Below are 20,419 nucleotides of genomic sequence, written 5' to 3' on the forward strand. Positions count from 1 at the left end.
CCTTCGTCGACATCAGAACGTTCGGCTCGGCGTCCGGCGCACGACGACCAGCAGCAGCACCGCTCCGAGGCAGGTGGTGAGCGCCCCGACCGGCAGCGTGAACCGTCCGGAGTCCAGCACGACGGCCAGCAGCCGCGAGGACAGTTGCGCCACCGCGTCCGCCCCGCCCACCACGGCCGCCCCGACGAGGGCGGCACCAGGCAGCGTCAGCCGCAGGTCCGCGCCGAACAGGGCGAACGCGAGGTGCGGCACCAGCAGCCCCACGAAACCCAGCGCCCCCACGGCAGCCACCGCGCCCGCTGTCAGTGCCACGGCGCACAACAGGGCGAGGCTCCGGGCGCGCGCGGCGGACAGCCCCGCCGCACCGGCGATGTCGTCGCCGCAGCGCAGCAGGGTCAGCGGACCCGCCAGCAGCCACGCCGGCGCGCCCCAGGCCAACGCCCACGGCCACAACAGGTGCCAGTGCTCCCACACCCGGCCCTCCGTCGTACCGACGAGCCACTGGACGACACTGCCGAGCTCCCCCGGCGCCACCAGCAGCACCATGGCGGTGAGCCCACCGAGGACCGCCGACACCAGCACCCCGTACACGGCGGTCTGCGCGGGATCGCCGCCGCCACGCCCGGCGAGCAGCCACAGGAACGCCGCCCCGGTGAACCCGCCCAGACACGCGGCGACGACGACCGCGAGCGGCGATTCCCACCCCGCCAGCCCGAGGCCGGTCGCGGTGACGGCCCCGAGCACCGCGCCCGGAGTCACGCCCGTGACCTCGGGCCCGGCGAGCGGGTTGCGCAGGGCGGACTGCAGCACCAGACCCGCCACACCGAGGCATGCCCCCGCGCCGAGGGCCACCAGCAGCCGGGGCAGGCGGAGTTGGAGCAGGATGTGCCGCTCCGTCGCGTCACCGCCCCCGCCGAGGACGTCCCAGACCACGGCGGGGGACATGCCGCGACCGGCCAACAGGCCCCCGCAGGCGCACAGGACGACGAGTACCGCGAGCACCCCGAAACGCCGGCTCACCGCGCCTCCTCCGACGCGGTTGCCCCATGGGGCGGGAGACGGGTGCCGGCAGGACCGTCGCCCTCGGACATCTCGCCATGGCCGCGTCCTCGTGGCCCCGGCGGGACTTCCGCCCCCGGTGGCTCGACGTGCGCGGCCTCGGAACCGGCCCCCGACTGCTCCACGCGCTCGGCCTCGGAGCCCGCCGCCGGCCGTGGAGTCCTCGGCCTCCGCTTTCCCGACCGGAGCAGGGCGACACCGACGGGCACACCGAACAGGGACGTCCAGGCGCCGACCGGTGTCTCCACGGGTGCCAGCGCCAGCCGGGCCGGGACGTCGGCGACGGCCACCACGACGGCGCCCCACAGCGCCGACCAGGGCAGCCAACGCACCGCGTCCGCCGCCGGGTCGAGCCGTCGCGCCAGATGCGGGGCGAGGAACCCGACCCACGCCACCGGACCGCACACGGCCGTCACGGGCGCGATCAGCAGGACGGCGATGGCCAGCGCGGCGAACCGGGCACGGTGGACGCGGACGCCCAACGCCTCGGCGTCGTCGTCGCCCAGCCGCAGCACCGAGAGCACCGGCGCGCACAGCACGAGCGCGGGTGCCGCGACGAGCAGCCAGGGCCACAGCCCGGTGACGTCGTCCCAGGTACGGGCGGAGAGCGAGCCGAGCAGGTACCGGTAGATCAGCTGGAGGTCCAGCTGGTCGGCCATGACCATGAGCACGAGCAGCGCGGCCTGCAGGGCGGCGGCGACCGCGGCCCCGGTGAGCAGCACGGCGGACGGGCTGCGCCCGAGTCCGGCGGCGAGCAGCGTGAGCGCGCCGCCGAGCGCGGCCCCGCCGATGGCCAGCAGGGGCTGGGCGACAGCGGGGATGGACACCGCCAGCACCAGGGGCGCGGCGACCCCGAGCGCGGCCCCGGAGGACACGCCCAGCATCTCGGGAACGGCCAGCGGGTTACGCAGCGCCTCCTGCAGTACGAGCCCTGCCGCGCCCAGGCAGGCCCCGGCGATCAGCGCCAGCACCAGCCGGGGAACACGCAGTTCGGTGACGACGACCCCGGCGAGCGTGCTGTCCCCGTCCAGCAGCGCACCGGGCAGGCGGTGCGCTGGGACGTAGGGCGTGCCCAGGCTCAGCATGCAGGCGGACGCCGCGACCAACAGCACGCTCACTGCGAGGAGTTGCCACCGTCTGCCCGGGCGCGGGAACCGTACGGACCGCCGCCCGTCCGAAGCGTCTCCGGCCGCGTTCTGGGTCGCGGTCGGCGCGGTCACCGCAGGGCGGCCGTGGCCTCGTCGAGGACGATGCCCAGCGAGCGGGTGCCGCGCCCCTTGGCCCACACCTCGGAGTTCACCTCGTGTACGTCGCCGTTCCGCACGGCCGGGATCTTCCCCCACAGCGGGTTCTTCGCCAGCTTCTCCGACAGCTTGCCGTCCGGCTCGCCGAAGCTGATCGTCTCGACGAACAGCACGTCCACGTCCCGCGCGAGGATCTCTTCGAGGCTGTAACTGCCCTCCACACCCCGGGACTTCCACGGGTAGTCAGCCAGCTTGGGGAACAGTCCGGCGGCCACGTCCGTCCCCGGGGTGGCGACGCCGAAGTTCTCGTCGCTGCCGTAGATGATGAGCGCGGTCTTGTCGCTCCTGGTCCGTTCCGCGTCGGCGAGCTTGGTGCGGAAGGTCTTCTCGGCCCTCTCGCCCTCGGCGGTGCGGCCGGTGAGCGCGGCGACGTCGCGCAGGTAACCGACGCTGTCCTGCCACTCCTCGGGCTGCATGGGCCAGAACGTGGTGGCGCCCTTCAGGGCAGGGGCGAGCTTGCCGTGGGTGTCCTCGAGGCCGATCACGAGGTCGGGCTTGTGGGAGAGGATCGCCTCCACCTCGGGCGCGATGAACCCGCCGGGGACGACGGCGGCCTTCTTCGCCTTCTCCGCCCCCAGAAATCCGGGCTGGGCCAGGAGGGCGTTGTTCGTGGCCGTGGGGACGACGCCCAGCTCGGTCAGGATGTCGTCGCAGAGCGCGAACAGGCAGACGATGCGCTCCGGCTCCCGATTCAACGAGATCTCGACGCCGTTCGCGTCGGTCAACCGACGTGTCGCCTTGATGGGTTCCACGGTGACGTCGGTCTTCGCGTCGGCCACTGCGCTCTCTTCACTCGCGGGTTCGGTGGACGCACCGCACCCGGCCAGGACGGAACCCACTATCGCCACGCTGACCCAGGTGCGGACGAATCTCGACGGTGAGCCCAGCATCGATGCCCTCGCTTCTTCTCATGGTCCCGGAACGCATCGAAGATACACGATGATAATCGTTTTCATCAGATGCTCTATCAGGGAGGTCCTCGATGAACGCCGGCCCACTGCTGCTCGTCTCCGACCACATAGGCGGATCCGTCCACGTGCTGACCGTCCCGGACGGCGTGGAGGCACACCGTCTCACCGGCCGCCACCTCTCCGAACACGCCGGCTTCCTGGCCCTGCCGGGTGGCAGGACAGCCTGCGTCGACGACCGCAGGGGCGAGCTGCTGGTGCTCGACCCGTTCGGCGCGGAGCTGGTGGAGGCCGCTGTCCCGGTCGCCGTGCCGGCCGAGCACCTCGCCTGCGACCCGTCCGGCCGGTGGGTGGCCGTCACGACGGGCCTGGGGAAGAACGGCGGTCCGTGGTCGGACCTGCTGACGGTGGTCGACCTGGCCACGACGGACGCCACGCGGGTGCGTACCCGCGTGGGCGAGCCGGGTGTGACGGTCATGGGCGACAGCGACCCCCTGGTCGTCCTGCGCCACCGGGAACCCGGCGCGTTCGCCGTCCACCGGTTCGCCGACCTGCTGGGCTCACCGACCGGCTGCCCGCCGGTCACGCCCCACGCACACCTCGTCCTGCCGGACGACGGGCACGGCGACGCGCAAGCCTCGTACTGCGGCCACGTGTTCGCGGCCACGGGAGAGGGCGTGCACCGGGCGCGCCGCGAGGGCGACGCGCTCGTCCCGGAGCCGACGCTCCCGTGGGGTTCGCCCGCGCGGGGCTGGTACCTGCGGCTCGACCCCCGGCGACGGGCACTGTGGTCGACCCTGCGGGGCGGCCCCACGGACCCGCTGCGCTGGCCGGAGTGGACGAACCAGGCGTGGCGCCATGATCTGGAAACGGGTCGCACGACCCTGACGGACCTGGGCCCGGGGCTGGTCTTCCGGCTGGCCCTCACCAAGGACCACACCGCGTTCACCCGCATCCACCCGGACGGCGACGAACTGGTCCTGCTGGACACCGACCACACCGTACGCCGCGTCCCCCTCCCCGCCATGGACGGGGCTCCCCGCCGGGGAGGCACCCCCTGGGAGGGCGTCCAGCGCCGTGCGGTGGCCGCCTCGCCGGGCGCCGACTGGGTCGCCGTCACCCGCGGCGGCCACGGCGAAGTTCACGTCTTCGACGCCCGAACGGCCGCTGAGACAACCCGCGCGAAGCTGGACACGCCACTGCACCACGGCGGCCACGCGATGCTCCGCACGCCGGACGACGGCGCCGAAGGGGACCCGGTGGGGAGGTGATCCCGCCTCGCTGCCGGCCGGGCCACCGCCCGGTCGGCAGCGCGAAGGTGACCGCTCCTCAAGGGGCGGTTCGGTGGAGTTACCTCCATGGCCACCTTCCTCCACCGGCTGGGCCCGGCTCGCGTTCCGGCGACGACGGCTCTTCTCACACTGTGGATCGTCGTCCCGCCACGGCCCTGGTCGTCCTCGAGGCACCGGACGGGCGAAGGCCGACCTCCGCCAGCCACGAGTCCGGCGTCGAGTCCGCCATCGAGTCCGCGGTCACCGGCCTGGAGCGGGCCCCGCAGCGAAACTCGCCCTTCCCCTCGCCAGTGTCGTCCACTCGAAGCGGGCAAGTCCCCGGTGCGGAGGCGGCGTACCCGCCCCCTCCGCACACAGTGCCTCCGCAACGGCCGTGTCCGCTCGCTGCCACCACGACTCCCGCACCCGGACGTCACCACCGCAGGACCGCCGCAGGACCTGCCACGGGCGGCGGCCGGAAGGCGGTTGCCCGTGAGCCAAGCAAGCAGAACCGACCGAACGGCTCAGCCGGGTTCCCGTCGGCTCAGGCGCCGAAGAAGGCGTCCTCCGCCTCCTGGTCGGCCGAGAACAGCCACACCTCCGCGATCTTGTCGCCCTCGACCCGCAGCACATCGACCCCGCCCATCGACATCTCCCCGCCCTCACACTTGGCGGAGAAGTGGACAGGAATCGCGACCAGATCGCCGTTGATCATGGGGGCACCGGTCAGCGCGAGGTCGAACGTCCCCTGCGTGGCGGCCATCTGGGCGCCGAGGAACTCGCCCACCGCCGCCCCGCCGCGGTGGCTGCCGGAGAAGCGGTGGGCACCGGGCTGGTGCCAGACGATGCCGTCGGCGAACATGCCCGCGACGGCGGCGAAGTCCTTGGCGGACACCGCGTCGACGTAACGGTTGGCGACGGCCAGCGTGGAGGTGGGCTCCATGATCGGTTCTCCTCGGTCAAGTGCAGTCGAGTACTGCCTGGTGGGGCCCTATACTCACGAACGGTAACCAGTCACCTCAACGTAACCGATGGAGGAGTGTGACGCATGCCACAGCATCCGGCGTTCGACGTCATGACGGCGACCTGCCCCTCCCGTACGTCGCTCGCTCGCATCGCCAACAAGTGGACGGCGATGGTGGTCATCGCCCTGAGTGGCGGACGCCTGCGCTTCCGCGACCTGCGCACCACCGTCGACGGCATCAGCGCGAAGGTGCTCACCGAGACGCTCCGCGACCTGGAGCGCGACGGAATCGTCACCCGGCACGCGTACGCGGAGGTCCCCCCGAGGGTCGAGTACGAGTTGACGGCACTGGGACGCACCCTGCACGCGCCCCTTCAGGCCCTGGGCCGCTGGGCCGAGGAACACGTCACCGAGGTACTCGCGGCGCGCGAGAGCTACGACGCCGCCCGGCAACCCGTCCCGGCGAGGTCAGGCACGCGGACGGAGGACTGAGCCGCCGAGCCTTCCCCTGCCCCAGCAGGAGCCGGCCCGTCGAACGCCGCACACCCCGGCGGACGTTCAGGAAGCCAACCCCTGTGTCGCGAGATCTCCAAGACGACAGGGCCGCGATGAGTTTGGCCGCGTTGTCCAGGGAGCCCACGAAGTCGAGCTCCACTTCGCCCTCGGGCCTGCGGGGCTGGTCGGCGGCGGTCCTGTCGGCGTGCCCGGATCCGTCGGCAGCGGGCGGCAGATGCACTCCACCGATGTCGGCGCACACGACCATGCCTATAGCTGCTGGCTATGCTGAATCAGCAGGAGTCCCACCGTAGGCAGAGCTCAACAAGCCCCGGTAGGAGACATCAGCGAATGGAGCGATAACCCATGGCTATCATCGATCGCCTGAATCCCGAAGGGCTCCGGTACGCGCAGGCGGTCGCCGAGACCAAGTCGTTCAGCGCCGCCGCACGCGCCTACGGCGTCACCCAGCCCGCCCTGTCCAACGGGATCGCCAAGCTGGAGGAGCGCCTGGGCGACAAGCTGTTCGACCGCTCGCCGCGCGGTGTGACCCAGACGGCGTTCGGTGCCCGGATGCTGCCCCTGATCGAGCGGGCCCTGGACGCGCTCGACGCCGTCGCGGCGGAGGCCGGACGGCTGAACGAACCCGGTGAGCAGAAGATCCGCATGGGTGTCTCGCCCCTGATCGGCTCACACCTGGTCGCCCGGGCGTTCAGCATGGTCCAGGGCCTTCCCGTGCCCCGCGACCTCGTACTGCGCGAGGCGAACATGCAGGACCTGCGCGAATGTCTGCTGGCCGGTCAGCTCGACATCATCCTGATCCCGGCCGTGGCCGCGATGCCGCGCTTCGAGCACCGGGTCATCGACGTCGAGCCGATCGTCGTCGTCAGCCCCGACACCGCTCAGGCTCCGCTCGAACTCGAAGAGGCCGGCAAGGAGTGCTTCATCCTCGTTCCGGACACGTGCGGCCTGACCACGTTCACCACGCGGCTCTTCCAGTCGCACGAGATGCCCCTGCGCACCTATCCGGGAGAAGCCGCCGGCTACCAGGTCCTGGAGGACTGGACGAAGCTGGGCCTGGGCTCGGCCCTGGTCCCCCGATCCAAGCTCACCTCGCCCGACGTGCCCCACCGGCCGCTGCTGAACCGGGGACGCGAGGTGCAGATCTCCTTCGAAGCGGTCTGGAGCGCCGGCACCCCGCTCGCGGCGGACCTGCTCCGCCTCGCCGACAGCCTCGCGGCCGCCCGCCCCTAGCCATACACGTTGCTTATGGCGCGATTCAGCGGACGCCCCTACCGGACGGCGTATGGAATGCCTAACTTGGCAGGCACGTCGCGGAACCTACCGCCACTGCCCATCCCAGCCGATCAAGTGAGGCATAACCATGGCGTATCGCGAGATCACGCTGCAGGTGGACCCCGCCGACCGCGTCGCGGCCACGGGTGTGTACGAGAAGTACGAGCAGCCGTTCCTGGACACCGTCCCGGGCGCCACCGGCGAGGAACTCCTCGTCCGCGAGGAGGGTGTCCAGGTCTCCCACGCCTTTCGGACCGTATCCGGGGCGAAGGCGTACCTGGCGAGCGCCCTGTTCACCCGCGATGTGGTCGGCGGTCCGCCTCCCCCGCTGAAGGCGGCACCCGAGGTGCGCCTCCGGGACGCCGTCCGAACGCGGCGGGTGGGGTGATGCACGAACTCGAAGCGTTGCTGCGCGAGTACGACCGTGCCCGCGCGTACACCGACGACCTGTGGAAGGACCTCACCGCGGACGAGGTGACCTGGCGCCCGCACGAGAATTCCAGCGCCATCGGCTGGCATCTCGGCCACCAGGCCCACGTGGCGCACTTCATGATCCGCAATCTCACCGCGGCCGAGCCCAGCCCCGATCCGCACCTCGACGGACTCATGGACGCGGCGAATCCGGAGAGGTTCCGCGGCGCGCTGCCCACGGTCGAACGGCTCGCCGCGTTCCGCGGCACCGTCGCCGAACGTGTCCACGCCCGCATCGGCGACATCGCCTCCGGCAGCGTCGGCGCGCCCACCCAGTTGACCACCGTCGGAACGCATCTGCTGACCGCGCTGGTCAACCACGAGTACCAGCACGACCAGTGGATCAGCGAGGTCCGCGCCGACAACCTCGGCCACCAGCTGCCGGACGACCCCGTCTCGGACCGGCTCAGCCGCGTCGACGGCTACCTCGTCCTCAACCCCTACGCCTGAGCCCGCACCGGACGACCGCCCGGGCCACCCCTCTGCACCAGGAGCACCACATGTCCACCACACCCCTCGACTTCACCGGCCAGAAGGTCGTCGTCATCGGCGGCACCAGCGGCATGGGCCACACCGTCGCCCGCCACGTCCTCGACGCCGGCGGCACCGCCGTCGTCACCGGCCGCACGCAGTCCGGCGCCGACGAGGCGGCCGACGCCCTGTCCACCCACGGCAAGGCCGTCGGCCTCGCGGCCGACCTGGCCGATCCCGCGGCCGTCGACCGCCTGCGCGCCGTCCTCACCGAGGAGCACGCCGACGCCACCCTCCTGGTCAACGCGGCCGGTGTCTTCGCCCCGAAGTCCTTCCTGGAGCACACGTCCGAGGACTACGACCGCTACCAGGCCATCAACCGGGCCTTCTTCTTCCTCACCCAGACCGTCGTCGGCAACATGATCGAGCGCGGCGCGAAGGGCTCCGTCGTCAACATCGGCTCCATGTGGGCACACCAGGCCGTCGCCGCGACGCCCTCGTCGGCGTACTCGATGGCCAAGGCCGGGCTGCACTCGCTGACCCAGCACCTCGCGATGGAACTCGCCCCGCACGGTATCCGCGTCAACGCGGTCGCCCCGGCCGTCGTGCGCACCCCGATCTACGAGGAGTTCATCCCCAAGGCGGACGTCGACTCCGTCCTCGACGGCTTCAACACCTTCCACCCTCTCGGCCGGACCGGCACCCCCGACGACGTGGCCGCCACCGTGGCCTTCCTTCTGTCGGACCGGACCGACTGGGTCACCGGCGCCGTCTGGGACGTCGACGGCGGCGTCATGGCCGGACGCAACTGACCCGTCCCCCGATTCTCAGCGGCGCAGGGCTCGCCGCCGGCGTCACCGTCGGCGCCCTCCTCTGCGCCAGTGCCCGGTCGCACCGTGCGACCAAGGGCGAAGATCATGCCGGGGGCGGTGCTCCCCCTGCCCGCCCCCGTAATCTGCAGCTCCCACGCCGTGTCACTGCCCCGGGCGATGACGGAGAGATGGGGCGAGCGACGGCCTCAGCCGTCTTCCAACGAAGGATGGCTGGGACACCTCCTCACGCGAGTAGGCGGGACGCTCCAAGCCGAGGTTGGGCCAGACCAGCCGGGCCCCACCGCTGGGACTGCCGCCTGGAGACGAGGTCCGTGCACCGCTCGCCCGTGGCGGACCGCATACCGCAGACGGCCCCTCCTCCGGACAGGAAGGGCCCCCTGATCACAGCCGTACCCGCGTACGTCAGCGGCTACGCGGGATCCAGCACGGGCCTCGCGGGGAGCCCGCCGTTCTTCTCGCAGCGCAGTTCCTTGGCCATGGCCAGCGAGAAGGAGTGGGCCACGGTCGCGTAGGCGTCCTTCAACGCCTCGATGTCGCCCTCGGGCTCCGTCGGCATGCCCCAGCGCTCCACGCCGATGGCGACGTGAGCCGCATTCGTCGAGTTGGGGAACCTGTCGCTCCGGCACGCGAACCGGACCGACGCCCTGTTCGCCGCCGCCAGGGTGCGCTCCCCCATATCCAGCACGGTGAAATCCGCGGCCGGAGTTCCCGTCGGGGGGCCGCCATCCAGCCCCCAGGTGACTCGGATCGCGAAATCCGGCGCACCGTCGGCCGTGTAGATGCGGCAGACGTCGTCGCGCCCCCCGGTGGCGACCGGAAACGCCTCGACGAGGTCCGTCGCGGCCCGCGCGACGGTGGACTTCTCCGCCGTCGTCCCGAACCGCGACGACCCCGTGATCACCTTCAGCGCCTTGGACGCCTGGGCGGACACGGCGTCGCCACCGCACAGTTGCGTCCCCGGCAGAGCCTTGTCGGCCGCCTCCTCGTCTCCGTCCCCACCACAACCGGTGGCCCCGAGATACAACAAGCCGGCCACGGCCGTGGCAAGCAGTCCAACGCGCACCGGCCTACGATTGATCACTATCCGCATCCTTACGTGTCCTCGGCCGCCGGCCTCAGCCGGTCTCCGGGCGGTTGCCCTGCTGGTTCTCCCGGTCGTTGCCGACCCCGTAGCCGATCAGCATCGATTCGCGAAGGTCCTGCGCGAACGTGCTGTTCTCGGGGTCCGGGACGTGCCGCCCCAGAAACTCCTCCATCGGTGCCTCAGCCAGGGCCTCACCGGCGGAGAAGATCGCCATTCTCTCCTCATCGGTGAGCTCCTCCATCTTCTCCTTGTGCTCGTCCACTGATTTGTCGGAGATGTCGCCGACCATCTGGCCGATGACTTGTTCGGCAGCACCACTGGCGGTGTCGGTCGCCAGCGGGACGAGCACCGCGGCCGTGCCCACGGCCGCGGTCGCGGGCAGGAAGGCGACGCCCGCCGCGATGCCCGCCGCGGCCCCGAACTCGACCCAGCCCGCCCGCTTGGCGACCGCCTTCTCGTAGTCCTCGTGGGTCTTGAGGTTCGTCGCCTCCACCTGGTCGGCCCGGGACTGGTCGAGCATGCCCTGCACCTCGGCGCCCACGCGCACGGTCGCCCTGGCCCTGGCAGCGACCTCGTCGTCAATCTTTCCGTCCGGGCCCACTGCCCCTTCCAGCACGCTGCGGGTGTAGACCTGCTCCGCGGTCGAGACCGTCGCGTAGGCGTCCGGGTGCTGACCCAAAGTGCTGAGGAAGCCCCGGACGACGCTCCGTCCGTTCCCGTCCACGGTGTCCGCGAAGTCGAGGTGCCCCTCCGGGTTCTTGCCCGGCGCGAACACGCTGTCCGGATGGTTCTTGGCCAACGCCCAGTTGACGTCGTCGATGTAGCCGCCGCCCATGACGCCCAGGCTGTCGGCCATCGCCTCGTGGTGCTCCTTGAGCAGACCCGGGTCCGCACCGTACTTCTCCATGACCTGCTGCATGACCGCGGCGTTGTCCGCGTCCCGCACCACGCCGGGGTCCGGGTGCCCGGCCGGGTAGCCGAGGGTCGCTGCCTCCAGGGCGTGGCCGAGGGCGTCGGGCATCTGGTCGAGCGACGCCTTGAGCTCCTTCTCGTCGAGCGAGTTGACGTCGGGGAAGGACTCCCACTTCTCGTTGCCGAAGAAGTCGAGGTAGTTGTCGATCGCCTCGCCGTCCTTGTCCTTCCCGAGGTCGGCCGTGGCACCGCGGTTGACCGTGCCGTCCTCGTTGTACGCGGTCGGGGGGTCGGCGAAGAACTTCTTCGCCGCTTCCGGACTGTTGCCGAGGGCTTCCAGCATCGCGGTGGCCGGGTCGTAGCCGGCCCCGTTCACGCCGGAGGGGTTGAACGGGTTCTTGAACGGACTGTTCACCACCTTGTTCTCGGCGAACATGTACGGGTCCTTCGCGTGCAGCTGCGCCACGTGTTCGGCGATCGGGTTGAGGAACTTCGCGTCGTAGTTCCCGTACCGCATGATCCCGCCGAGCAGCTGGTATCCGAACGGCCCGCCGTAGTCGTGCTTGGCCAGCGGAATGCGCTCCGTACCCAACTGGCGGAGCTCCGGACCCCACTTGTCGGTGAATGCCTTGTCGTGGGAGGCGGTGGCCAGGTTGAGGCCGAGGTTCTCCTGGAGGTCCTGGACGTCCTTGAGGCGCTGCGGGTCGACCTTGCCGTACTCGTACGTGTCCGTGGAGAGCTGGCCGAAGAACGCGAGCGACTTCTCGGGGCCGAGCTTCTCGTAGAAGTTCTTGGAGAACTCCACCGACGAACCGTTGTCCTTCAGCAGCTCGTTGAGCTGCTGCAGTTCGGCGTGTGTGATGTCCCGGCCCTTGGCCGCCAGAGCGGCGGCGCGGGCGGCCTCCTCCTGGTCCAGCTTCGTGTACGTCGGAGCGCTGAAGTCCTTGCGGTCGGTAACGTTGGCCTCAAGGGTGTTTTTGAGGGCGAGGTCGGTGTCGTTGCAGTTGTCGACGATGAGGTCGATCCTCTTCTGCCACGACTCGATGTTCCGCTCCTCCTCCCGTAGAAGCTGGCTGTAGTCGGGGTCGTGCCGCGCCGCGGGGATCCCGGACAACGGGTTCCGCGCCGTGACCTTGCCGTTGCCGTCCACGCGGATGCCGGCCGCGGGCCCCTCGTGGTCCTGGATGTTGACCAGGTCGTCCTTGGCCTTCTTGATGGCCGCGTAACCCTCTTCCAGGATCAGCTTCACACCCTTGGCCTCGGCCGCGGCGTCCGCGAACTCCTTGGCCGTCTTACCGATGAACGCCTTGGTGACCCCTGCGTTGACGCCCTCCCAGGCCGCTCTGTCCGCCTTTGCCTTCATCCCGTCGGCGGCGTCGGTGGCGAGCTTGTCCAGCTTTCCCGCCATCTCCGACCAGTCGTCGGCGGCGGCCTTCAGCTTCGCCACCGGGGCGTCGATTATGTCCTCGTACTTCAGCATTTGCGCGCTCCCCCGAGCCCTATTTCATGTATTCCGTGAGCACCGACATCCGCGTCAGATCTCCCTCGATCTTCGCCTCGTCCTTGGCGTGCTGGGCCTTGCTGTAGTCGAGGTGATTCGAAATCTGCGCGCAGGCGTCCAGCAGCGTCTTCAGGTGGGTCTGCCAGAAGTCATGCACCTTCAGCACGGCCGAACCGCTCACGAAGTTCCCGTTGGTCAGCGCCGTCGCCGCGTCGAACGTGGAAGGACGGGCGATGTCGCCCTCCTTCGCCAGCCGACCCAGCAGGTCATACGCGTCATTGCCGATAGCGCCGAGGTCGTCCCGATTGACCACCAGGTCGTTCCCGCCACCACCACCTCCGCCGCCGTCGGCCGGAATGCTGTTGATCTGCATGGCAGTCCGCTCGGCCGCCGCCGCGCGCAGTTCGGCCCATTCTTGTTCGAACGTCATGAATTCCCCCAAGGCCATCCGGGCAGGCCACTCCACCGTACTCGCGCGGCCACCGACCTGATCACCTGTCTCTTGTACCATCACCCGCCCACGGGGCGGCCGGTAGTTGATTCCCCGAAGCCCGGACGACAACGATCGAATCCCGGCAGGGTCATGCCCTGTGGAACCGGCCTCCCCGGCCTCCCCGCCTGCCCGAAGCCGGCAGATACGGCCCCAGAGACGACGAAAGGTTCATTCCTCCCGTTTGAACCACGTGGTGCCACCGAGCGGGAATCCGTAGCGCGGACGGCCGTTCATGGCGCTGGTACGGAAGGGCTCGCTCTGGTCCCTTATCTCCATCGTTCCCTGGCGGCCGCCGCTGGACCATTGCAGCTCCAGATACCACCTCACGTAGCGGGAGCCGGTGTGGGCGGTGATGTGAAGCACTTCGGGGTCGGATCGGCTGACGCTGTAGGGGAAACCGCGCTGGCCTCCCTTCGGCACCACAGTGGGCCGTGCGGCGTCGAGGTCCACCTCGAACGGCCTTGTCGCCACACCTCCGCCGCAGCCATCGCCCATGGCGTACGCGTTCCAGGCCAACGGCGCTTCGGCGCCGATCACGCGGACGTACAGCGACTCGATGACCACGGCCTGCTCCCCGGTGCCCTGGACGGTCAAGGCCACGCGCTGCCCGCCGGCGGGGACGGCGCCGAGTTCGCTCGCCCAGCCCTGGGCGTCCTGCGGCAGCGGCGGCTGCGGAACCTTGGTGGGGGGCCGGTCGACCAGGGAGGAAGCGTCGCAGGGGTGTTTCCAGGCGTGGGCACGGACGCTCACCGTCAGTGGCGCGGGTGCACCGTCCGGGGCGGTGTCCTGGGCCCGGTCCGGGGCGACGGTGGCACCGCCGCTCACCGACGTCGACGGCCGCGCGCTCGGCGTCTGCGAGGCGGAAGAGCGGCTTGGCCGTGCAGAGGGGGACGACGACGAGGACGCAGTCGTAGGCCCGTGTGCTGCCCCCAGCGTCCCGAAGTGCCCGCCTGGAATGGCGGATGGGACGGAGCATGGCACAGGCTTTGGTCATCCAAGCACGCCGCTCCGGCCACCCGGTGACGGCGCTTTGGACTCTCCTGGATTTGGCACCAAGTCGGCCTTGAGGCAGGGCCGTCGCACGGCAGCGTTCCGGCATCCGGCCGGGCAGCGGCACCACCTACCAGCACGGCACACCCAGGCACGACCGACCGTCGGCCAGGACCAGAAGATCATTTCTCGGAACATCACAGAAAGCAGTCTTTCCATGCGTAGCGCCAACCGCTTCACCGCCCGCGCGGCCGTCTCATCCATGGTCGTGGCCGCGGCCCTCTCGCTCGTCGCTGTCCAGGCCGCCTCCGCCGCCGCCCCGAGGAAGGCCGCCTCGATCGTCGACTGCACGACGGAGAACACGAAGCTGACGGTCAAAGATGTCCCCCACCCCATAAACCACCTGTTGCTCACGGTCACCAACACCGGCACCAAGCTCTGCAACGCCTACGGCGCGCCCTTCCTGGCCGCCGGCGCCGGTGCCCAGGCCGCCGTCCCGTGGCTGGAGTCCAGCCGGCCTCAGGCCGTGGTGACACTGGCTCCCGGAGAGTCCGCGTACGCCGGCATCGGGACGTACACGCCCGACGGCTACGAGGGCCACACCGCCAAGACCCTGGGCGTGTCGTTCTCCAACAGGCAGCTGAACGGCTCGATCGGCGCGGGCAAGACTCTGAAGCTGCCCAACGGGGGCGTGTACTTCAACAGTTCCAACTACGTCACCTACTGGCAGAGCGACGTGGACAACGCCCTGTTCGGCTGAGCCGTCCGGCGTCCCACGGCACCGTCACGGCAAGACCGCGGTCGCGGGTGCGCGGCGAGCACCGCCGGTGATGGCGGTGCCGTGGGACGCGGAGCATGAGCGCGAGCAGGGTACTCCGGCGACTCGGCCGCAGCCCCAAAGCCCTGGCGGACCTGGCCCACGGCACCATCGATGCCAGCCACAGCACCCTGGCCGAGGCCCTGACCGGCCGGTTCGAAGAGCACCACGCCTTCATGTGCCGGATGCTGCCGGACACCGTCGACCACCTCACCGCCCGTACCGCCGGTGTAACGGCGGCCACCCGCTGTTCCGTCGAACAGTCGGCATCGCCGCTCCAGAGGCTCGTGCCTTCCCGTCGAGCGTGACGTGAGCCGCGGTCTGCCGTTGTAGAAGCCGATGCCCCCGACACCACAGCCAGACTTCAGCGCTCCCACGATCGTTCGCGCCGGATGACGCACGTCCGCAGAAGCGCTGCGAGGGGTACTTCCATGCAGGAGCCCGCGCGCACCCGGCCCGGGGCGGGGGCCGTCCGCCCGGACAGGGCTACCGCACGCTGGAAGCCTGTCGGCGGTCGGCCTGACACATCCGCTGCACAGCCCTGGCCCGACGCGCTTCGGCATCACGGCGGGGAAGGTCAGGTGGTGAGCGGGCAGGCACTCGGGGCGCCTGCCCCTTCCGTCACACGCTGAGCGCCGCCCGAACGGTCTGCTCGAACTCCGCTCCTCCCTCGCCGGAGGAGGTGACCCGGCCCGCCTCCAGCACGTAGTAGCCCTGGGCGGCCCGCATGGCGAAGCCGACGTGCTGTTCGACGAGGAGGACGGACAGGCCGCCTCGCCGGGTCAGGGCGAGGATCGTCTCCTCGATCTCGGAGACGACGGAGGGCTGGATGCCCTCGGTCGGTTCGTCGAGGAGGAGCAGTCGGGGGCGGGTGATCAGGGCGCGGGCGATGGCGAGTTGCTGGCGCTGGCCGCCGGAGAGAAGTCCGGCGCGGCGGCCGGACAGCTCGCGCAGGACCGGGAAGAGGTCCAGGGACTCGGCGATGGCCTCGTTGCCGTCGGGGCGGCCGTCGGCGACGAGTTGGAGGTTCTCGGCGGTGGTCAGGTGCGGGAAGGACTGCTGGCCCTGCGGGACGTAGGCCATACCTCGGGCGACCCGCTGGTGCGGAGCGAGGCGGGTGATGTCCTCGCCGTCCAGCAGGATCGTCCCGCCCGTCGGCTTGATCAGCCCCATGGCCGCCCGCAGGAGGGTGCTCTTGCCGGCGCCGTTGTGGCCGAGGACGGCCGCGACGCCGTCCTTCGGTACCGCGACGGTCACTTCGTGCAGCACGGTGGTGCGGTCGTAGCCCGCCCGGACGGTGTTGATCTCCAGCATGGGCGTCACGCCTCCTCGGGGACAGGAACGGCAGCGGGCTCGGGTTCGGATGCGCGGCCGAGGTAGACCTCCTGGACCTCGGCGTCGGCCTGGACCTCGGCGACGGAGCCCTCGCTGAGCACCTTGCCGGCGTGCAGGACACTGACGCTGCGTGCGAAGGAACGCATGAAGTCCATGTCGTGCTCGATGACGACGACCGTGTGGTCCTCGCTGACCCGTTGCAGCAGTTCGCCGGTGGCCTCGCGTTCGTCGTGGCTCATGCCGGCGACGGGCTCGTCGAGCAGCAGCAGCTTCACGTCCTGGACGAGCAGCATGCCGATCTCCAGCCACTGCTTCTGGCCGTGGGCGAGCACGCCCGCCGGGCGGTCACGGAGGTCGGTGAGGCCGGTGGTCTCCAGTGCCTTCGTCACTGCCTCGGGGATGTCCTTGCGGCGCCGCAGCATCGTCAGCGGGCCGCGCCTGGCTCCGGCGGCGATGTCGAGGTTCTGCAGGACGGTCAGTTCTTCGAAGACCGTGGCCGTCTGGAAGGTACGGCCGATCCCGAGGCGGGCGATGCGGTGCACGGGCTTGCCCAGGAGGTCCTCGCCGCCGAAGCGCACGGACCCGGTGGCCTTCACCAGTCCGGTGACCGCGTCGACCAGGGTGGTCTTGCCCGCGCCGTTGGGGCCGATGAGGAAGCGCAGGTCGCCGGGGCGGATGTCCAGGTCCACGCCGTCGACTGCCTTGAAGCCGTCGAACGTGACCCGCAGGTCGCGGACGGTCAGTCCCTCGCCGCTCATGCTGTCTCTCCAGTCGTGCGGGCAGGGGTACGGCGCTTGCGCAGGACGGTCACCAGCGAGGCCAGACCCCCGGGCAGGAAACCGACCGCCACCACGAACAGCAAACCCTGGAGGTACGTCCACGCGGCGGGATAGGCGTCCGAGAGCGTGCTCTGCGTCCAGGCCACCGCGATCGTGCCCAGCACCGCACCCACCAGCGACGCCCGGCCGCCGACCGCCGCGCCGATGACGAAGCCGATGGACGGCACGATGCCGATCAGCGCCGGGGAGATGATCCCCACCGCCGGCACGAAGAGGGCACCGGCCAGGCCCGCCATGCCGGCCGCGACGACGTACGCCACCAGCTTGACGTTGGCCGGGTTGTAGCCGAGGAAGCGGACCCGCTCCTCGGAGTCCCGTACGGCGATGAGGAGTTCGCCGTAACGGCTGACGAACAGCTGGCGGGCGGCGGCCATCAGCAACAGAAGCACGGCGGCGATGATGAGGTACACCATCCGCTGGTTCACGGGGTCGTTGAGGTCGTAGCCGAAGAAGCCCTGGATGTCGGTCAGGCCGTTGGTCCCGCCCGTGGTGGCCTGCTGGCCGACGAGCCAGATGGCCAGGGCGGCGGCGAGCGCCTGGCTGAGGATCGCGAAGTACGCGCCCTTCACCCGGCGGCGGAAGACGAAGAAGCCGAGCAGCGCAGCCACCGCCATCGGCAGCAGCACGGTCATCGCGAGGGCGAACGCCGGGTTGGCGAACGGACTCCACCACCAGGGCAGCGCGTCACCCGTGCCGTACAACTGCATGAAGTCCGGCAGCCTCTGGCCGGTGTCTGCGGCGTCGGCGAGCTTGAGGTGCATGGCCATGGCGTAGCCGCCGAGACCGAAGAAGACGCCCTGGCCGAGGACCATCAGTCCGCCGCGGCCCCAGGCGAGGCTCACGCCGACGGCCACGATCGCGTAGCACAGGTACTTGGCCAGGAGGTTGAGCCGGAAGTCGGACAGGACGAGCGGGGCAACGCCGAGGAGCAGGAGGGCGCCGAGGAGGAAGGCGCCGGGCACGCGGAAGCGCTCCAGGAGGGACACCGACGGCTGCACCACGGACGTCGTCTCGGTCGGGGAGGTCGTTGTCGTCATGCCAGGCTCCGGGTGCGCAGTGTGTACAGGCCCTGGGGTCGCCACTGAAGGAAGGCGACGATCGCCACGAGCACGATGACCTTGGCGACGCTCACGGTCGTGGAGTACTCCAGCACGGACTGCAGGACGCCGAGCGCGAAGGCCGTGATGACGCTGCCCTTGAGCTGGGCGATGCCGCCGACGACCACGACCAGGAAGGCGTCGACGATGTAGTTGGTGCCCATGGTCGGGCCGATCGGGCCGACCAGGGTGAGCGCGACGCCGGCCACACCCGCCAGGCCCGAGCCGATGAAGAACGTCGTACGGTCCACCCGCTCGGTGGCGATGCCGGAAACCTCGGCGAGGTCGCGGTTCTGGACGACGGCCCGGACACGGCGCCCGAGCGGGGTGCGCCGCAGGATCAGCGTGAGGGCGAGGACGCACAGCAGGGCGAGGACGAGGATGAACAGGCGGTTGTTGGCGAGGGTGACGCCCGCGACCGAGATGTTGCCGGTCAGCAGGTCCGGGGCGTGGGTCTGGACGTTGGGGGCGCCGAAGATGTCACGGGCGAGCTGCTGGAGCATCAGGGAGACGCCCCAGGTGACCAGCAGGGTGTCCAGGGGCCGGGTGTACAGGCGGCGGATGAGCAGCCACTCCAGGAGCGCTCCCATGGCGCCGGCGACGAGGAAGGCCAGTGGCAGGGCGACGAGCAGGGAGACGCCGGCGCTGCTGACGGACTTCTGCAGCACGTACGTGGTGTAGGCGCCGGCCATGATGAACTCGCCGTGCGCCATGTTGATCACGCCCATCTGACCGAAGGTCAGGGTCAGGCCGAGCGCGATGAGCAGCAGGACGGCACCGATGCTGATGCCGGTGAAGGACTGGTTGAGGATGACCGTCATGAAGCGGCTCCGGGTCCGGGACGATAGGTGCGGGCTTTCCATGGCGTGACCCGGCCTCACGACGAGGCCGGGTCTACCGCGAGGGGCCGAGCGGGGCTCAGGAGAGGCCGGAGGCCCAGGAGTAGCCCTTCAGGTACGGGTCCGGCTTGATCGGCTTGCCCGAGTTCCAGACCTCCTCGATGAGGCCGTCCGAGCCGATCTTGCCGATGCGGGCCGTCTTGTAGACGTGCTGAGTGGCGCCGTCGACGGTGACCTTGCCCTCGGGGGCGTCGAAGGTGACGCCGCCGGAGGCCGCCTTCACCTTCGCCACGTCGAAGGAGCCCGCCTTCTCGACCATCTCCTTCCACAGGTAGACCGAGATGTAGGCGGCCTCCATCGGGTCGCTGGTCGGCTTGTCCTTGCCGTACGCGGCCTGGTACGCCTTCACGAACTTCTCGTTCGCCGCGCCCGGAGTGGTCTGGTAGTAGTTCCAGGCCGTCAGCTGGCCCTCCAGGTACTGGGTGCCGATGCTCTTGACCTCCTCCTCCGCGATGGAGACCGACAGCACCGGCAGGCTCTTCGCGGTCAGCCCCGCGGACTTGTACTCCTTGAAGAAGGCCACGTTGCTGTCGCCGTTGAGGGTGTTGAACACGGCGTCCGCGCCGGCGTCCTTGACCTTGTTGACGATGGTGCTGAACTCCGTGGAGCCCAGCGGCGCGTAGTCCTCGCCGACCACCTCCATGCCGTTGGCCTTCGCGTACGCCCGGATCTCCTTGTTGGCGGTACGCGGGAAGACGTAGTCGCTACCGACCAGGTAGAGCTTCGTCAGGCCCTGCTTCCTGAGGTAGTCCAGCGCGGGAACGATCTGCTGGTTGGTGGTCGCACCGATGTAGAAGATGTACGGCGACTGCTCCAGGCCCTCGTACTGCACCGGGTAGAACAGCAGCGACTTGTTCCGCTCGAAGACCGGCTTGACGGCCTTACGGCTGGCCGAGGTCCAGCAGCCGAACGTGGCCACGACCTTGTCGTCCGTGATCAAGGTCTGCGCCTTCTCGGCGAAGGTCGGCCAGTCGGAGGCGCCGTCCTGGCTGATCGGCTTCAGCTTCTTGCCCAGTACACCGCCGGCGGCGTTGATCTCCTTGACCGCGAGCAACAGCGCGTTGTGGACCGTCACCTCGCTGATGGCCATCGTGCCCGAGAGCGAATTCAGCAGACCGACCTTGACGGTGTCGCCGGAGGTGTCCGCCTTGGCGCCGGAGCCGGACGACGTGTCACTGCCGGTCTTGGCGCCGCACGCGCTGAGAGCGGCGGATGCGCCGAGGGCGGATACGCCCGTGAGGAGACCGCGTCTGCTGATGCTGAGCCCGGACATGCAATACCTCCTTGCCCCGAAGGGCGGTGCGAAGTGAGCGGAAGTCTCTGGGGAAGGAATGGAGGGAGTGGATGAGACGCGCTTCAGAGAGGCGGCGGCGTTGGCGC

At 70.1% G+C, this 20,419-nt stretch carries 21 protein-coding genes; 8 read left to right on the forward strand and 13 right to left on the reverse strand.

Annotated features, from left to right (window positions below):
* Positions 1–12: 12 nt before the first annotated feature.
* The 3 genes from WBG99_RS07675 to WBG99_RS07685 form a co-directional block, all read right to left on the reverse strand.
* On the reverse strand, positions 13–1,020 hold the full coding sequence (locus WBG99_RS07675; protein WP_338895603.1) for an iron ABC transporter permease: 1,008 nt from the start codon (positions 1,018–1,020) through the stop codon (positions 13–15).
* Positions 1,017–2,165 carry an iron ABC transporter permease gene (locus WBG99_RS07680; protein ID WP_338900258.1) on the reverse strand — a complete coding sequence of 383 codons (1,149 nt, stop codon included), beginning with the start codon at positions 2,163–2,165 and terminating at the stop codon, positions 1,017–1,019. The genes WBG99_RS07675 and WBG99_RS07680 overlap by 4 nt, the downstream gene beginning before the upstream one ends.
* A 110-nt stretch (positions 2,166–2,275) precedes the next feature.
* On the reverse strand, positions 2,276–3,253 hold the full coding sequence (locus WBG99_RS07685; RefSeq protein WP_338895604.1) for an ABC transporter substrate-binding protein: 978 nt from the start codon (positions 3,251–3,253) through the stop codon (positions 2,276–2,278).
* Between the two features lie 92 nt (positions 3,254–3,345).
* Between WBG99_RS07685 and WBG99_RS07690 the strand changes: the two genes are divergently transcribed.
* Positions 3,346–4,542, forward strand: coding sequence for a hypothetical protein (locus WBG99_RS07690; protein ID WP_338895605.1), 1,197 nt, complete (start codon positions 3,346–3,348; stop codon positions 4,540–4,542).
* Positions 4,543–5,086: 544 nt separating this feature from the next.
* On the opposite strand, the gene WBG99_RS07695 is transcribed toward WBG99_RS07690, so the two are convergent.
* Positions 5,087–5,485 carry a nuclear transport factor 2 family protein gene (locus tag WBG99_RS07695; protein ID WP_338895606.1) on the reverse strand — a complete coding sequence of 133 codons (399 nt, stop codon included), beginning with the start codon at positions 5,483–5,485 and terminating at the stop codon, positions 5,087–5,089.
* Positions 5,486–5,590: 105 nt separating this feature from the next.
* Here WBG99_RS07695 and WBG99_RS07700 point away from each other — a divergent pair, with 105 nt between their 5' ends.
* The 5 genes from WBG99_RS07700 (at position 5,591) to WBG99_RS07720 (ending at position 9,051) form a co-directional block, all read left to right on the forward strand.
* Complete coding sequence (locus WBG99_RS07700) at positions 5,591–5,998, forward strand: helix-turn-helix domain-containing protein (protein ID WP_338895607.1); 408 nt, start codon at positions 5,591–5,593, stop codon at positions 5,996–5,998.
* Positions 5,999–6,367: 369 nt separating this feature from the next.
* Positions 6,368–7,255 carry a LysR family transcriptional regulator gene (locus WBG99_RS07705; protein ID WP_338895608.1) on the forward strand — a complete coding sequence of 296 codons (888 nt, stop codon included), beginning with the start codon at positions 6,368–6,370 and terminating at the stop codon, positions 7,253–7,255.
* A 130-nt stretch (positions 7,256–7,385) separates the two neighbouring features.
* Positions 7,386–7,685 (forward strand): hypothetical protein, encoded by a 300-nt coding sequence (locus WBG99_RS07710; RefSeq protein WP_338895609.1) that lies wholly within the window; start codon positions 7,386–7,388, stop codon positions 7,683–7,685.
* The gene (locus tag WBG99_RS07715) at positions 7,685–8,218 is read left to right on the forward strand and encodes a DinB family protein (protein WP_338895610.1); all 534 of its coding nucleotides are present in this window, start codon (positions 7,685–7,687) and stop codon (positions 8,216–8,218) included. Before WBG99_RS07710 ends, WBG99_RS07715 begins: the two co-directional genes overlap by 1 nt.
* A 50-nt stretch (positions 8,219–8,268) precedes the next feature.
* Positions 8,269–9,051: an SDR family oxidoreductase gene (locus WBG99_RS07720; protein ID WP_338895611.1), complete on the forward strand. Its 783-nt coding sequence runs from the start codon at positions 8,269–8,271 to the stop codon at positions 9,049–9,051.
* Between the two features lie 430 nt (positions 9,052–9,481).
* On the opposite strand, the gene WBG99_RS07725 is transcribed toward WBG99_RS07720, so the two are convergent.
* From WBG99_RS07725 to WBG99_RS07740, 4 genes are all read right to left on the reverse strand, one after another.
* Positions 9,482–10,162 carry a hypothetical protein gene (locus WBG99_RS07725; RefSeq protein ID WP_338895612.1) on the reverse strand — a complete coding sequence of 227 codons (681 nt, stop codon included), beginning with the start codon at positions 10,160–10,162 and terminating at the stop codon, positions 9,482–9,484.
* A 25-nt stretch (positions 10,163–10,187) separates the two neighbouring features.
* Complete coding sequence (locus WBG99_RS07730) at positions 10,188–12,548, reverse strand: hypothetical protein (protein WP_338895613.1); 2,361 nt, start codon at positions 12,546–12,548, stop codon at positions 10,188–10,190.
* Positions 12,549–12,567: 19 nt separating this feature from the next.
* Positions 12,568–12,999 (reverse strand): hypothetical protein, encoded by a 432-nt coding sequence (locus tag WBG99_RS07735; protein WP_338895614.1) that lies wholly within the window; start codon positions 12,997–12,999, stop codon positions 12,568–12,570.
* Positions 13,000–13,230: 231 nt separating this feature from the next.
* Positions 13,231–13,887, reverse strand: coding sequence for a hypothetical protein (locus WBG99_RS07740; RefSeq protein ID WP_338895615.1), 657 nt, complete (start codon positions 13,885–13,887; stop codon positions 13,231–13,233).
* Between the two features lie 382 nt (positions 13,888–14,269).
* Between WBG99_RS07740 and WBG99_RS07745 the strand changes: the two genes are divergently transcribed.
* Together WBG99_RS07745 and WBG99_RS07750 are read left to right on the forward strand one after the other, a co-directional pair.
* Positions 14,270–14,812, forward strand: coding sequence for a DUF4232 domain-containing protein (locus WBG99_RS07745; RefSeq protein ID WP_338895616.1), 543 nt, complete (start codon positions 14,270–14,272; stop codon positions 14,810–14,812).
* Between the two features lie 95 nt (positions 14,813–14,907).
* Positions 14,908–15,177, forward strand: a complete 270-nt coding sequence (locus WBG99_RS07750; RefSeq protein WP_338895617.1) for a hypothetical protein — start codon at positions 14,908–14,910, stop codon at positions 15,175–15,177.
* A 313-nt stretch (positions 15,178–15,490) separates the two neighbouring features.
* Here WBG99_RS07750 and urtE read toward each other — a convergent pair whose 3' ends face one another.
* The 5 genes from urtE to urtA form a co-directional block, all read right to left on the reverse strand.
* On the reverse strand, positions 15,491–16,183 hold the full coding sequence (gene urtE, locus WBG99_RS07755; RefSeq protein WP_338895618.1) for an urea ABC transporter ATP-binding subunit UrtE: 693 nt from the start codon (positions 16,181–16,183) through the stop codon (positions 15,491–15,493).
* Between the two features lie 5 nt (positions 16,184–16,188).
* Positions 16,189–16,962, reverse strand: a complete 774-nt coding sequence (urtD, locus tag WBG99_RS07760) for an urea ABC transporter ATP-binding protein UrtD (RefSeq protein WP_338895619.1) — start codon at positions 16,960–16,962, stop codon at positions 16,189–16,191.
* Complete coding sequence (urtC, locus tag WBG99_RS07765) at positions 16,959–18,080, reverse strand: urea ABC transporter permease subunit UrtC (RefSeq protein ID WP_338895620.1); 1,122 nt, start codon at positions 18,078–18,080, stop codon at positions 16,959–16,961. Before urtC ends, urtD begins: the two co-directional genes overlap by 4 nt.
* Complete coding sequence (gene urtB, locus WBG99_RS07770; protein WP_338895621.1) at positions 18,077–18,961, reverse strand: urea ABC transporter permease subunit UrtB; 885 nt, start codon at positions 18,959–18,961, stop codon at positions 18,077–18,079. Before urtB ends, urtC begins: the two co-directional genes overlap by 4 nt.
* Positions 18,962–19,058: 97 nt before the next feature.
* Complete coding sequence (urtA, locus tag WBG99_RS07775) at positions 19,059–20,312, reverse strand: urea ABC transporter substrate-binding protein (protein ID WP_338895622.1); 1,254 nt, start codon at positions 20,310–20,312, stop codon at positions 19,059–19,061.
* Positions 20,313–20,419 lie beyond the last annotated feature (107 nt).

It is taken from the genome of Streptomyces sp. TG1A-60, assembly GCF_037201975.1.
Classification (GTDB): Bacteria; Actinomycetota; Actinomycetes; order Streptomycetales; family Streptomycetaceae; genus Streptomyces.

What these genes read in the sequence shown, in the direction of transcription:
- WBG99_RS07685 (WP_338895604.1), bottom strand. Translation starts at nt 3,253, where the DNA reads ATGCTGGGCTCACCGTCGAGATTCGTCCGCACCTGGGTCAGCGTGGCG.
- WBG99_RS07690 (WP_338895605.1), top strand. Translation starts at nt 3,346, where the DNA reads ATGAACGCCGGCCCACTGCTGCTCGTCTCCGACCACATAGGCGGATCC.
- WBG99_RS07695 (WP_338895606.1), bottom strand. Translation starts at nt 5,485, where the DNA reads ATGGAGCCCACCTCCACGCTGGCCGTCGCCAACCGTTACGTCGACGCG.
- WBG99_RS07700 (WP_338895607.1), top strand. Translation starts at nt 5,591, where the DNA reads ATGCCACAGCATCCGGCGTTCGACGTCATGACGGCGACCTGCCCCTCC.
- WBG99_RS07705 (WP_338895608.1), top strand. Translation starts at nt 6,368, where the DNA reads ATGGCTATCATCGATCGCCTGAATCCCGAAGGGCTCCGGTACGCGCAG.
- WBG99_RS07710 (WP_338895609.1), top strand. Translation starts at nt 7,386, where the DNA reads ATGGCGTATCGCGAGATCACGCTGCAGGTGGACCCCGCCGACCGCGTC.
- WBG99_RS07715 (WP_338895610.1), top strand. Translation starts at nt 7,685, where the DNA reads ATGCACGAACTCGAAGCGTTGCTGCGCGAGTACGACCGTGCCCGCGCG.
- WBG99_RS07720 (WP_338895611.1), top strand. Translation starts at nt 8,269, where the DNA reads ATGTCCACCACACCCCTCGACTTCACCGGCCAGAAGGTCGTCGTCATC.
- WBG99_RS07725 (WP_338895612.1), bottom strand. Translation starts at nt 10,162, where the DNA reads ATGCGGATAGTGATCAATCGTAGGCCGGTGCGCGTTGGACTGCTTGCC.
- WBG99_RS07730 (WP_338895613.1), bottom strand. Translation starts at nt 12,548, where the DNA reads ATGCTGAAGTACGAGGACATAATCGACGCCCCGGTGGCGAAGCTGAAG.
- WBG99_RS07735 (WP_338895614.1), bottom strand. Translation starts at nt 12,999, where the DNA reads ATGACGTTCGAACAAGAATGGGCCGAACTGCGCGCGGCGGCGGCCGAG.
- WBG99_RS07745 (WP_338895616.1), top strand. Translation starts at nt 14,270, where the DNA reads ATGCGTAGCGCCAACCGCTTCACCGCCCGCGCGGCCGTCTCATCCATG.
- WBG99_RS07750 (WP_338895617.1), top strand. Translation starts at nt 14,908, where the DNA reads ATGAGCGCGAGCAGGGTACTCCGGCGACTCGGCCGCAGCCCCAAAGCC.
- urtE (WP_338895618.1), bottom strand. Translation starts at nt 16,183, where the DNA reads ATGCTGGAGATCAACACCGTCCGGGCGGGCTACGACCGCACCACCGTG.
- urtD (WP_338895619.1), bottom strand. Translation starts at nt 16,962, where the DNA reads ATGAGCGGCGAGGGACTGACCGTCCGCGACCTGCGGGTCACGTTCGAC.
- urtC (WP_338895620.1), bottom strand. Translation starts at nt 18,080, where the DNA reads ATGACGACAACGACCTCCCCGACCGAGACGACGTCCGTGGTGCAGCCG.
- urtB (WP_338895621.1), bottom strand. Translation starts at nt 18,961, where the DNA reads ATGACGGTCATCCTCAACCAGTCCTTCACCGGCATCAGCATCGGTGCC.
- urtA (WP_338895622.1), bottom strand. Translation starts at nt 20,312, where the DNA reads ATGTCCGGGCTCAGCATCAGCAGACGCGGTCTCCTCACGGGCGTATCC.